The organism is Paenibacillus sp. FSL R10-2771, from assembly GCF_038000205.1.
GTDB classification, from domain to species: Bacteria; Bacillota; Bacilli; order Paenibacillales; family Paenibacillaceae; genus Paenibacillus_AQ; species Paenibacillus_AQ phytohabitans.
Genome location: NZ_JBBOBM010000001.1, coordinates 1,950,255 through 1,962,427 on the forward strand (window position 1 = coordinate 1,950,255; position 12,173 = coordinate 1,962,427).

Annotated in this window: 12 protein-coding genes; 8 read left to right on the forward strand and 4 right to left on the reverse strand. The window is 53.4% G+C overall.

Annotation, left to right across the window (positions count from 1 at the left end; genetic code table 11):
* Positions 1-349 precede the first annotated feature (349 nt).
* The 6 genes from NSU14_RS08065 (at position 350) to NSU14_RS08090 (ending at position 6,942) form a co-directional block, all read left to right on the forward strand.
* Complete coding sequence (locus NSU14_RS08065; protein ID WP_171716821.1) at positions 350-1,111, forward strand: DeoR/GlpR family DNA-binding transcription regulator; 762 nt, start codon at positions 350-352, stop codon at positions 1,109-1,111.
* A 40-nt stretch (positions 1,112-1,151) separates the two neighbouring features.
* Positions 1,152-2,063 (forward strand): 1-phosphofructokinase, encoded by a 912-nt coding sequence (gene pfkB / locus NSU14_RS08070; protein ID WP_042138793.1) that lies wholly within the window; start codon positions 1,152-1,154, stop codon positions 2,061-2,063.
* A gap of 44 nt (positions 2,064-2,107) precedes the next feature.
* Positions 2,108-4,057 carry a PTS fructose transporter subunit IIABC gene (locus NSU14_RS08075; RefSeq protein ID WP_336102308.1) on the forward strand — a complete coding sequence of 650 codons (1,950 nt, stop codon included), beginning with the start codon at positions 2,108-2,110 and terminating at the stop codon, positions 4,055-4,057.
* A gap of 143 nt (positions 4,058-4,200) precedes the next feature.
* On the forward strand, positions 4,201-4,701 hold the full coding sequence (locus tag NSU14_RS08080; RefSeq protein ID WP_042138790.1) for a Crp/Fnr family transcriptional regulator: 501 nt from the start codon (positions 4,201-4,203) through the stop codon (positions 4,699-4,701).
* Between the two features lie 316 nt (positions 4,702-5,017).
* Positions 5,018-5,704: a YitT family protein gene (locus NSU14_RS08085; protein WP_076245687.1), complete on the forward strand. Its 687-nt coding sequence runs from the start codon at positions 5,018-5,020 to the stop codon at positions 5,702-5,704.
* 440 nt (positions 5,705-6,144) lie between these two features.
* A complete protein-coding gene (locus tag NSU14_RS08090) occupies positions 6,145-6,942 on the forward strand; it encodes a TIGR00266 family protein (RefSeq protein WP_039295387.1) in 798 nt (265 codons plus the stop codon).
* A 488-nt stretch (positions 6,943-7,430) separates the two neighbouring features.
* Here NSU14_RS08090 and NSU14_RS08095 read toward each other — a convergent pair whose 3' ends face one another.
* Positions 7,431-8,165, reverse strand: coding sequence for a class I SAM-dependent methyltransferase (locus tag NSU14_RS08095; RefSeq protein WP_340944091.1), 735 nt, complete (start codon positions 8,163-8,165; stop codon positions 7,431-7,433).
* A 171-nt stretch (positions 8,166-8,336) separates the two neighbouring features.
* On the opposite strand from NSU14_RS08095, the gene NSU14_RS08100 reads away from it, so the two are divergent.
* Together NSU14_RS08100 and NSU14_RS08105 are read left to right on the forward strand one after the other, a co-directional pair.
* On the forward strand, positions 8,337-9,035 hold the full coding sequence (locus NSU14_RS08100) for a response regulator transcription factor (protein WP_039295391.1): 699 nt from the start codon (positions 8,337-8,339) through the stop codon (positions 9,033-9,035).
* Between the two features lies 1 nt (position 9,036).
* Positions 9,037-10,011, forward strand: a complete 975-nt coding sequence (locus NSU14_RS08105) for a sensor histidine kinase (RefSeq protein ID WP_076245682.1) — start codon at positions 9,037-9,039, stop codon at positions 10,009-10,011.
* Positions 10,012-10,034: 23 nt separating this feature from the next.
* Here NSU14_RS08105 and NSU14_RS08110 read toward each other — a convergent pair whose 3' ends face one another.
* The 3 genes from NSU14_RS08110 to NSU14_RS08120 form a co-directional block, all read right to left on the reverse strand.
* Entirely contained in the window at positions 10,035-10,310 is a 276-nt protein-coding gene (locus NSU14_RS08110) for a PQ-loop domain-containing transporter (protein ID WP_039295394.1), read from the reverse strand.
* A 128-nt stretch (positions 10,311-10,438) separates the two neighbouring features.
* The gene (locus tag NSU14_RS08115) at positions 10,439-10,873 is read right to left on the reverse strand and encodes a MarR family winged helix-turn-helix transcriptional regulator (protein ID WP_042138786.1); all 435 of its coding nucleotides are present in this window, start codon (positions 10,871-10,873) and stop codon (positions 10,439-10,441) included.
* A 95-nt stretch (positions 10,874-10,968) separates the two neighbouring features.
* Entirely contained in the window at positions 10,969-12,006 is a 1,038-nt protein-coding gene (locus NSU14_RS08120) for an NADH:flavin oxidoreductase/NADH oxidase (protein ID WP_042138785.1), read from the reverse strand.
* Positions 12,007-12,173: the final 167 nt, after the last annotated feature.

Sequence of the window (12,173 nt, forward strand, 5' to 3'; positions counted from 1 at the left end):
CGTTTGTGAAATAGGCGTTCGGGTGGTTATTTGCTGCAGCCGTTATTTGCCCCTTTCCGGATGAAATGAGCAGAGATGAGCATCCATGCAGCCATTCGATCAGCGGATAACGGAAAAAGCCGCTGTATAAGGCATATTATAAGCTTTTTCCGTAAAAAATAAGCGGATAAAAAAGCACTTTACAGTTTATGAAAACGCTGTTACAATCATAAATGAGCAGAAATGATCAATATCAGTCACGAATGAGCTTTTATTCGAATTTAATTACCAATAAATCGCGAACGCAAATAGACGATTGTGTATAAAAGGAATCCGGCAGCAGGTGCTGCAAGTCCGAGGAGTGAGGCGCATGTTTGAAGAAGAACGGAAGCTGAGTATTCTGCAGTTTATTGAGAACCATACAAGAGCATCGGTTCAGGAGCTGAGCCAGGAGCTGTCCGTCTCAGAATCAACGGTCCGCCGCGATCTCAAGGAGCTTGAGGAAGCACGGCTGCTGAAACGTACGCATGGCGGGGCGGTATCCCTGCAGAGTGTGAACTTTGAAGCGGCTGTTCCGGATAAGGAAGACCGGTTCCTTGATGAGAAGCTGCGGATTGCCCGCAAGGCCGTGGAGATGATTGAGGAAGGCGATGCTATTCTTCTGGATGGCGGAACGACTACGCTGCATATTGCCCGGGCGCTGAAATCATTCCGTAATCTCAAGGTCATCACCAACTCGATTATGGCGCTTAATGAGCTGAAGGATTGCCGCCATATCGAAGTTTCGATTACAGGCGGAATGCTGCGGCCGGACACGATGGCTTTTGTCGGACCGATGACAGAACGCTCACTGGATATGGTTCGGGTAGACAAAGCCTTCCTTGGAACCAACGGGCTGGATATACGTGAAGGCATCACGACTCCGAATATGCTGGAGGCTGCAACCAAGCGCAAAATGATTGCTGTCGCAAAGCAGACCATTCTGCTCGCAGACCATAGCAAGATCGGGCAAATCTCCTTTTGTAAAGTGGCGGATCTGCAGGAGATGGATCACTGCATTCTTGATACGGATACGCCGGATAACTTCCGCCGGGAGCTGGAGAAGATGGACGTCGATTATACATTAGTGTGAGTGTGTTAAGAAGACAAACATTATAAATGAGGGATGAATGATGATTTATACAGTGACACTTAATCCTTCCGTCGATTATATCGTGGAGGTTGAAGAGTTTACACTAGGCGGGTTAAACCGGATGAAACGGGATATGAAGCTACCCGGAGGGAAGGGAATCAATGTATCCCGCGTACTGAAGCAGCTGGGGGTCGAGAATACGGCAACCGGATTCCTTGGCGGTTTTACGGGCGGATATATTGAACAGTGGCTGCGCCAGGAGATGATTGCAAGTGATTTCGTTCATATAGCGGATGATACCCGGATCAATATCAAGCTGAAAGCCGGGGAAGAGACGGAAATTAACGGAGCCGGACCGGAGATTTCGCTGCCCGAGACCGCTTCTCTGCTGCACAAGCTGGATGCCCTGAAGCAGGGGGATGTTGTTATTCTGTCGGGAAGTACTCCACCGTCACTTGGTGGAGATTTCTATAGCAGGCTGATCGCAGTATGCAAACAGAAGGGGGCGGAGTTTGTAATTGACACAACGGGACAGGCGCTGAAAGACGCGTTGCCCTTGGGACCGCTGCTTGTCAAACCGAATCACCATGAGCTGGCAGAGCTGTTCGGCGCTCAGATCAGCACCAGGGCGGAGATTATCACCTACGGGCGTAAGCTGCTGGAAGCGGGGGCCAGGCATGTGCTGGTATCGATGGCCGGTGAAGGCGCATTGTTTATTTCCGAGCAAGGTGTCTACCATGCGGCTGCTCCTGCGGGGCAGGTGAAGAATTCAGTAGGTGCTGGAGATTCCATGATCGCCGGGTTTGTGGGGACCTTGTCGCTGACCGGAGATGTGCTGGAGGCATTCCGTGCCGGCGTCGCCTCAGGAAGCGCAACGGCATTCTCGGACGATCTGGCAGACAGACAGAAGATTGAACAGCTTCGGCCGCTCGTTGTAATTTCCCAGCTGTAAACGAGATAATGAAAGATTTTAAGTAAAACGGGGAGTTGAGATTAATGAAAATTACAGATTTGATGATACAGGAAACTATGATTATGGAGCTGCAGGCTACAACGAAGGAAGCGGCGATCGACGAACTGATTGCCAGCCTCGCGGCCAGCGGACGCATTAATGACGTGAAGCTGTTCAAAGAAAAGATACTGGACCGTGAAGCCCAGTCCAGCACCGGAATTGGCGGAGGCATCGCCATGCCTCATGCCAAGACCAAAGCTGTGAATGAAGCGACGGTTGTGTTCGCCAAGAGCAGCGCCGGACTAGATTTTGCTTCCCTGGATGAAGCGCCGGCTCATTTGTTCTTCATGATCGCTGCGCCGGACGGAGCTGGAAATATGCACCTGCGCACACTGGCTGCGCTGTCAAGGCTGCTCATTGAAAGCGAATTCATCGAACAGCTCATGAGTGCCAAGACTCCTGCTGAAGTAACGCGCTTGTTCGATGCCAAGCAAGCTGAGGCCGAAGCTCAGGCGGAAGCGGAAGCTAAGGCAGCTGCGGAGCAAGAAGCCCGGAAGACAGCGGCGCCGCAGGATGAACCTGCACGGATGATCACCGGGAACCCGGATTCGCAGAGCTTTGTTGTGGCTGTGACAGCATGTCCTACGGGAATTGCCCATACCTTCATGGCTGAAGATGCCCTGAAGAAGAAAGCCAAAGAGATGGGAGTTAACATCCGTGTAGAGACGAACGGTTCTGAAGGTGCGCAGAATGTGCTGACTGCGGATGAGATTGCCCGGGCGAGCGGAGTTATTATCGCTGCAGACAAGAACGTAGAGATGGACCGCTTCAACGGCAAGCCTGTACTTCAGCGTCCGGTAAGTGATGGAATCCGCAAGTCAGAGGAATTAATCCGCATCGCAGTCCAAGGCAATGCGCCAATCTACCGCAGCTCCGGCCGTAATGAGGATGGTGCCGCATCGGCGAAGTCCGGTACAATCGGAAGCAAGATTTATAAAGACCTGATGAATGGCATCTCCCACATGCTGCCGTTCGTAGTGGGCGGCGGGATTCTGCTGGCGATCTCCTTCCTGATTGAACAGGTAGCTAGTGTCGATAATCCGCTGGTGAAGCTGCTGCAGACGATCGGCGGAGGAGACGGGGCGTTCCACTTCCTGATTCCAATCCTGGCCGGATTTATCGCACTTAGCATCGGCGACCGCCCGGCACTGATGCCTGGTATGGTCGGCGGCATCATGGCCCTGAATGCCAATGCGGGTTTCCTGGGCGGCCTGGCTGCCGGTTTCCTGGCCGGTTATGTGGTTGTTATGCTCCGCAAAGCCTTCTCTGGCCTGCCGCGTACCCTTGACGGTCTGAAACCGATTCTCCTGTATCCGGTATTCAGCTTGCTTATTACCGGCGCAGTTATGTTCTATCTGTTCAATCCGGTATTCAGCTGGATCAATGAAGGTATGATCGATGCGCTTAATCATCTGGGTACAGGCAACAAAGTACTGCTGGGATTGGTGCTTGGCGGTATGATGGCCATCGATATGGGCGGTCCGTTCAATAAAGCAGCATACACCTTTGCGATCGGTGTGTTCACCTCAAGCGGCAACACGAACGGCTTGATGATGGCCGCTGTTATGGCCGGAGGGATGGTGCCTCCGCTGGCAATTGCGCTGGCCACTACGTTCTTTAAGAATAAATTTACAGAGACGGAACGCAAATCGGGAATAACCAACTACGTGCTGGGCTTGTCGTTCATAACCGAAGGTGCCATTCCGTTTGCTGCAGCAGATCCGCTGCGTGTGCTCACTTCCTGTATCGTGGGTTCAGCCGTAGCCGGCGGACTGACCCAGCTGTGGAATATCAATGTTCCTGCGCCGCATGGAGGCGTGTTCGTAGCCTTCTTATCCAGTAACGCGCTGCTGTTCCTGCTGGCCGTCCTGATCGGCTCCGTCATTTCCGGGCTGATGCTGGGCCTCTGGAAGAAGCCGCTCGCATTGAAATAACGTAATCATTCCTGTCCTGAACCGTATGGAAGCAGAGCAACATTCTGCATTCATACGGTTTCTTTGTTTGCACGCTCCATTTTATTGTCGTATTTCGGTATAATTAAAAATATATATAAAGAGAAGGCAAAGGAGAATGCGAAATGATTCTGCACAAAGGGGAAGTCTTGTTCCGTCAGGGTGACGGCGGCCAGAACCTGTACCGGGTGAAAAGCGGACTGTTCAAGGTGACAAGACTGCATGAGAACGGGAACATGGTGCTGTTCAACCTGCTGTATCCGGGTGAGACAGTTCCCCATCATTCCCTCATTTCGCCGAAGGAGGCGCATGGAACAGCGGTGGCGATGATGAAAAGTGAAGTCGAGCTCATTCCCGCTGCGGAATGGTACCGGGAGCTGCGGGAGGACCCTGAGAAGGTGATGGAGATCGCGCTTCTGCTCCAGGAGAAGGTGCGGTTCATGCAGACACGGCTCGACCATCTTACAGTCGGAACGCCCGGGGAACGCATGGCGCTGCTGACCCGCTGGCTGAACGAATACTCTCATGGCGCACAGCTGACAGATCTGCTGACACAGGAAGAGATCGGGCAATTAATAGGTGTACGCCGGGAAACTGTCAACCGTTTGCTGCGGAATCAGGGCTGATTGCTTATTTTTAATGGAAACTGTTTAGACTGCCCCTTCCGCGTGGTATAATCTATTCAGAACATATCAAACTAAAGAAAGGATCAGGATACCATGTGTCCCCGAAGGACGATTCCCCAAAGGACGATTTGGAAACGTTATGATCTGTCTTATACTTAGCTTCCCTGTAGAATGTGCGAGTACCGTTGTTAATTGACGATGGCCGCCTCTATGAGGGAAGGGAGTATTGTATGCGAAGGAGCAACACCTCCGGTTTAACCCCTCGTAGAGGCTGGTGGGACGTCTAGCCGCCATTTACGATAAGGGGAGACCGAGTATGAGGAAACAAGACAGTGGCATGAGTATGCCGCTCCGATTAGCCGTTATTTTGTCCGGAACACTATTGCTTGCATTTACGTATTATCACATCAATTATCAGAACCATTTGACTGAGGGCGGGTTCGTAGGGCTGTCGCTGCTCGGCAAATATGTGCTGGGGATTTCACCATCACTATCGATCCTGATTTTAGACATTCCAGTACTCTTAATCGCAATCATATTCAAAGGAAAATCGTTCGTGGTAAACACCTTCATCTCTGTAGCAGCCTTCACGGTATTCTACGGACTGATGGAACGCTATTCCGGATGGGTTATTGATCTGCAGGATAACTTGCCGCTTGCGGCATTGTTGTCAGGTGTACTGACAGGTCTAGGAGCAGGTATGGTCCTGCGAGGCGGCGGGGCGAGCGGCGGGGACGATATTCTGTCGCTGCTGATCAGTGAATGGAAAGGAATTAAGGTAGGAACCGTATTTATCCTGATGGATGTAATTGTTCTGGCATTGTCCCTCTTCTATATGCCGTTAAGAGAGACCCTGTACACAGTGATGGCTGTAGTTGTGGCCGGATATGTGATTACTTTTACAACCTCTCTGGGCAGACCGAAGCTGGTCAAGGCTCCGAAGATTTCATCTCCACTAGCCAAGACTCAGGATGGCGCGGTGAATGTGAACAATGCAATGTGAACCCCGTATACGGGGATGATGAAAGGTCAGCGGACTTAAGTCCAGCTGGTCTTTTTTTTTTTTGAGAAATCCTGCACAGAATACAACATTCCGCCCGTTATATCGACCGTAACCGGAAATTGTTGTATGAAATGCAGCATTCTGCCCCCCTCCAAGCCGATTACCGAGAGGATTCTTGTATTTCCTACAACAATTCGTCCGCACACCCCAGTATCAGTGAATCGAAGTTGTAATATCTGTAACATTTTTGCATATTATCCTCTGTTAATTTGTTTTCGGTAAAATGTGTACATATTCGTCTGCGCCACAGTTCGCACATTCACCTCCCGGGTGTCCCCGGATACTGAAACCGTGAGGTGTGAGCGCGCGTATATATTTCATTCAAACTGCAAGGCCCGAGGTTACACTATGCTCAGAATGTAGAGGGAGGATGTAAGGGAATGAGTGCTCACGAAATTGACTATGCGATTATGGGTGAGGAAATTCAGTGTGTGGAGGTGCAGCTCGACCCGGGGGAGAGCGTGATCGCCGAAGCGGGCAGCTTCATGATGATGGACCCGGAGATTACGATGGAGACGATCTTTGGTGACGGCAGCGGCAACTCGCGGGGCGGAGGCGGACTGATGGGCATGCTGAAGGGTGCAGGCAAACGGCTGCTGACCGGGGAAAGCCTGTTCATGACCGTCTTCACGCACAGCGGGGCATATGGACGGAAAAGCGTAACCTTTGCCGCTCCGTACCCGGGCAAGATTATTCCGCTGGATCTTCAGCAATACGGCGGCAAAATCATCTGCCAGAAGGATTCCTTCCTCTGCGCAGCCAAAGGCGTGTCGATCGGCATTGAATTCCAGCGCAGGCTGGGGGCGGGTTTCTTCGGCGGTGAAGGCTTCATCATGCAAAAGCTCGAAGGAGACGGACTCTCCTTCGTTCACTCCGGAGGTCATGTGCTGGAGCGGACGCTGCAGCCTGGAGAGACTATCAAGCTCGACACCGGCTGTCTCGTCGCCATGACATCCTCTGTCGATTATAATATCGAGATGGTCAAAGGTGTGAAGACTGCGCTCTTCGGCGGCGAAGGCCTGTTCTTCGCCACCCTGCGCGGACCGGGCAAGGTGTGGGTGCAGTCGCTGCCGTTCAGCCGGATGGCTGACCGTATTCTGTCGGCCGCCGGACCTTCCGGGCGCAAGGAAGAGGGCAGCATCCTCGGCGGGTTGGGCAATCTGCTGGACGGCAAGTAAATGGAGCGGCGATGAAATAAGCCGGCAATCCAAATTCAACCGTAACAATTTGCCGCCTCGCAGGGTTCCGCGGAACGCAGCAGCAGCTTCACGGGATTCCCTGGTAAGTGCAACAGCCGCCTCGCCGGATTCCCCGGGAGGCGGCTGTTTGGTCTGTGGAGGGAAGCGGACTGAGAGGCCGCTATTTCCCGGAAAGGCTTTCTTTTGCGGATGAAACGGACTGGAATTCCGTTATCCTGTGAATTTCAGCTCAAAAGGAGGGATAACAGGACCCATAACGGAATCTGAGTCCGCTTGCCCTGTGAAATCACCCGTTTTGCACAAATAACGGAATCTCAGTCCTCCCCACATGCTGATGAGTGAGTTATGAAGAACCCACCGGCCTCTGCTGGAGCAAATGCGCGCATACTGAGCTCAGCCTCGCCTCTGGAGCTCCATCCAGCCTCGCCTTCGAAGCAACTTTGTTTCTCAAACGCACGCTATACCCGCTAATTCTTCACCGCAGACAGCAGCAGGAACATCGGACGCCGGGTTTCCTCCTGCCAGGCAGCATTGTTCTCCAGCATATCCGCAGTCGGCTGCAGCTCGGAGATCCGGGTCAGGGTGAAGCCGGAACCGATCAGCGTATTAATGTAGGTAGCAACATTACGGTGGTACTTCGTGACTGCATGATCAAGGAACTTGGCCTGCCTCGGCCCTTCGAGATGATAATTGTCAACAGGCCAATGCTGCTTCCCGCCTTCAGGACCGTAATGCCAATCCTGCGCGGCGAGCGCGGTGAAGATGGGATGCTCGACCGAGAACACGAAGGCTCCGCCAGGCTTCAGGCAATAGTATACCAGGCGGCAGAGGCTGGCGAAATCCTCTACATAGTGAATGGCAAGTGAACTGATGACTGTATCGAATTCATCCGCACCGAAAGCGGCATCTTCAATTGCCAGCTGGAGGTATTCAATCTTCGGATCGCGGGTCATTGCCCTGGCCCGCTCCAGCATATTCGCAGAAAGATCGATGCCCACTACAGATACGGCCCCTTGCTCACGGGCATACCGGCAGTGCCAGCCGAAGCCGCAGCCCAGATCCAGTACCCGCTGACCCTGCAGGTCAGGCAGCAGCGTGCGGAAAGTCCCCCATTCTCCGGCGGACTCAAGTCCGCCTGTGGAGCGCGGCATCCGGCTGTAATTTTCAAAAAAGCTGGCCTCATCATATTTGTTTTGCTTCATACGGTGTACCTCCGTAACGGTCGTTAAGCCCGTTGTTTTTTCGAAACAGGAATTGCACTGGCATTCACCGCTTCCCGGAAAGTATACCGCAGATTTGACTGGAACGCAGGTACTGTATATATTATGGGGCAAACCCCTTAGACTACCTAAGGCGGCAACCGGAGGGCTATGATGTTCAAAATATTTATCATTGAGGATGACAAGGGACTGGTAACCCTGCTCCAGGACTACTTACATAAGTTTGGATACGAAACACGGGCGGTGCATGATTTTGAAGCGGTACGGACCGAGTTCGAGGCGTTCGCCCCGCAGCTGGTGCTGCTGGATGTGAACCTGCCCAAATTCGACGGATATTATTGGTGCCGCCAGATCCGTGCGGTCTCAACCTGTCCCATTCTGTTCATCTCCGCACGCGACGGGAAGATGGATCAGGTCATGGCGCTGGAGAATGGCGCGGATGATTATATTACGAAACCCTTTGATTACGAGATTGCGATGGCCAAAATCAAAAGCCACCTGCGCCGCGCTTATGGCTCCTATGCCGGGGGCGGCACGGAACGCAGCCTCACTGTCTCGGGACTGATGCTGGATGTAGAACGGCTGATCCTGACGCGGGGCGGGGCCAGAATCGACCTGAGCCACACCGAGGCCAAGATTCTCGATGAGCTGATGCAGAAATCCGGTACCCTCGTTACACGTGACCGGCTGCTGGAGAAGATTTGGGATACCGAAGCTTTTGTGGATGACAACACGCTGAACGTCTACGTAACCCGGGTACGCAAGAAGCTGGCTGCGCTGGACATTATGGAGGGGCTGCAGACGGTGCGCGGTCAAGGGTACAGGCTCACCGGGAATTGGGAGGAGGGGTAACATGAAGCTGTTCATGCGGGAACAATCGCCTTTGATCATAGTCTATCTGGCCCAGCTTATGATGATTACACTTGTCTACCGTCTGGACGGGGGAAGCGGAGTCACGGTGAGCCTGTACGCGGCGCTGCTCAGTACAATTCTGCTGCTGGGTTATCTTGCCTACCGGTATCTCGCAAACCGTACGTTCTATGAGCGGCTTATGACGGTGCCGGTATCGCTCGAGGAATCCGGCGGGCCGGCGCAGAACACGCCTTTAGCCGGGAGTCTGCGTATGCTGCTGGCCCAGCAGTTCCGGCTATACCAGAACGACCTGCACAACTACCGCCACAAGCTGGAGGAGCATATTCACTTCATCAACCAATGGGTGCATGGCATGAAGACGCCGCTTTCGGTGATTCATCTGATGATACAGGATAAAGACGGGCCTCCGTTCACGGCCATCGGCGATGAGCTGGACCGTCTGAAGAAAGGTCTGGAAACGGTGCTCTACAGCGCCCGGCTGGATACCTTTGAGCATGATTTCTATGTCGAGCGGCTGGAGCTCTCGGCAGTGGTGCGGAGCGTGACCTCGGAACAGAAACGGCTGTTCATCCGTAAGCGGGTGTTTCCGGTGATTTCTGTGGAGAGCGGGATTTCGATTACCTCAGACGAGAAATGGCTGTCCTTCGTCATAACCCAGCTGATAACCAATGCCCTGCGCTATACAGTGGAGGAGGGGAAGTTTGTGCATTTCCACGGGTATTTAGAGGAGCAGGGCAGGGCTGTGCTGGAGGTGCGCGATGAAGGCGTGGGCATCCCTCCGGGTGACCTGCCGCGGGTATTCGATCCTTATTTTACCGGCGTCAACGGGCGCAGCTTTCAGGAATCCACCGGCATGGGGCTGTATCTGGTGAAGCAGATCTGCGGCAAGCTGGAGCATGAGGTGGAGATTACCTCGGAGGTGGGCAAGGGGACGGCAGTGCGGATTATATTTTGATACAAGCGGGAGGCAGTTCGGCTCTACCTGCTGCCGGCCCGGTAGCGGATAATCAGGAGGACGACCGTTGATACGACCGCCAGCGACAGGGTATTGGTAATCAGAAAAGCGAGCCCGACCCCCTGAGCGGCCAGGTTAACCGCATAGGCTTCCATAAGGGCGATGCCCAGCAGCATCAGCAGGTAGGACTTCAGGCTAAGGTCTGCGACAGACCGGGTCTTGATGATTTGCAGAATTTGTGGAATCCAGCCCACAGAGAGAATGATACCGCCAATCAGCTGCATAACCGTGAACAACATGCGTACACCCCGCTATTCTTCGTTTAGTACGTTGTATGCTCAATGGGCGTATCAGGTTCGGTGCATATCAAAAACCCGCCGCCCCTGTAAGGGACGGCGGGTTCACCCGGCAGGCGCTCTGCCCGGGTCTATTGCTGTTTCAGCTGCACAAGCTGTTCCAGCAGCTGCTGTATATCGGCTACAGGAAAGGCTTCCTGCAGCACTTCATTTACGGTCACCTGCGCCCGGTCGACCTTATTCTGACCGATGTCAGTCAAAGAGGTATAGATGCTTCTGCGGTCATCATCACAGACCTTGCGCTCCAGCGCGCCGCAGCCTTTGGCTTCGAACCGGCTGACCAGCCGGGATACGGCGCTCTGGCTCAGCCCGACCATGGACTCAAGCTGCTGCAGCTTCAGCTTCTTCTCGGGTGCCTCGGACAGAAACAGCAGTACGTAGAACTCCTTGAGCGATAACTGATAGTTCTCCACCAGCTCTGCTTCAAGTGCAGCGGCAACATTCATTTGTATATGAGAGAGTGACAACCAGCTGGTTATCAGGTCATTTGCAGGGGTGTTCTTCATGTCATCAATCCTCCCGGTGCATGCCATTCATGAATATAAATTTCACTTTAGTATATCATCTGGAAGAAGAGAAGGACACCGCAGGGAATGCTCAATTATTTGGCGGCACGGGGAAACCCGAACTCATACTGCTTGGGAACACCCGCGTCTTTGCCGAGCACTACACCAGCTTCCAGCGTCCAGTAAGGATTTCTCAGCATGCCCCGTCCAACCGCTACGAGATCAGCCTCTTCATTGCCGATGACCGCATTGGCGAGTACCGCTTCATCCAGCCGGCCGACGGCAATCACCGGAACATTCAGCTCCTGCTTGATAGCTCTGGCCAGCGGCACCTGATAGGCAGCATGGGTGCCCGGTCTGCCGGCTGCAGCTATCGGGCCTTCACCCCCTGCACTGATGTGGAAGATATCCGCTCCGGCTTCCTTATAAGCTCTGCTGATTTCCAGGCTCTCGGTGAGCCCGTAGCCGCCCTCAACGTATTCCTGCGCGGAAATGCGCATGATCAGCGGCATACCCTCAGGCATTACGCTCTTCGCGGCAGCAATCACTTCCCGGCCGAACAGCGTCCGGTCCTGTCCGTACTCATCCGTTCTCTGGTTGGTCAGCGGTGAGTGGAACTGGTGAATCAGATAGCCGTGGGCACCATGCAGTTCAATAACATCGAAGCCGGCCTGGACTGCCCGCTGCACACCCAGCTTGAATTTGCCTACCATAGCTTTCACTTCTTCCGTAGTCAAGGCATGCGGAGTAGTGGACTTATCGTCAAAAGGAATAGCGGAAGAGGAGACAGGAAGCACGGCATCCTCGGCCTTGCGTCCGGCATGGGCGACCTGAATCCCCACTTTGGCACCGTAGGCATGGCTGGCCTCCACGATCCGGGCCAGGGCAGGGATCTGTTCATCGGACCAGAGTCCCAGATCATAGTCGGTGATACGGCCATCCGGGTCAACATCAGCCATCTCTACAATAATCAGTCCGGCACCGCCGACTGCACGGCTCACATAATGGTTATAATGCCAATCTGTAGCGATTCCATCTTTATTGGTGACCGAATACTGGCACATGGGCGGCATAACTACCCGGTTCTTCAGCTTCAGGCTCTTAATCTCATAGGGGGTGAACAGATCCTTCATTATTCGTCGCGCTCCTTCGTTCAATCTGGAATTGGCATGCGGCAGGGGGGGATTATGTGACAAATCGGCTCTCCACAAAAATACATGCATGCTCATGCATTTAAATATAAGGCCTTATCTCTGCACTGTCAACTGTCAACTACAACTGTGCTTACAATACTGTAAGG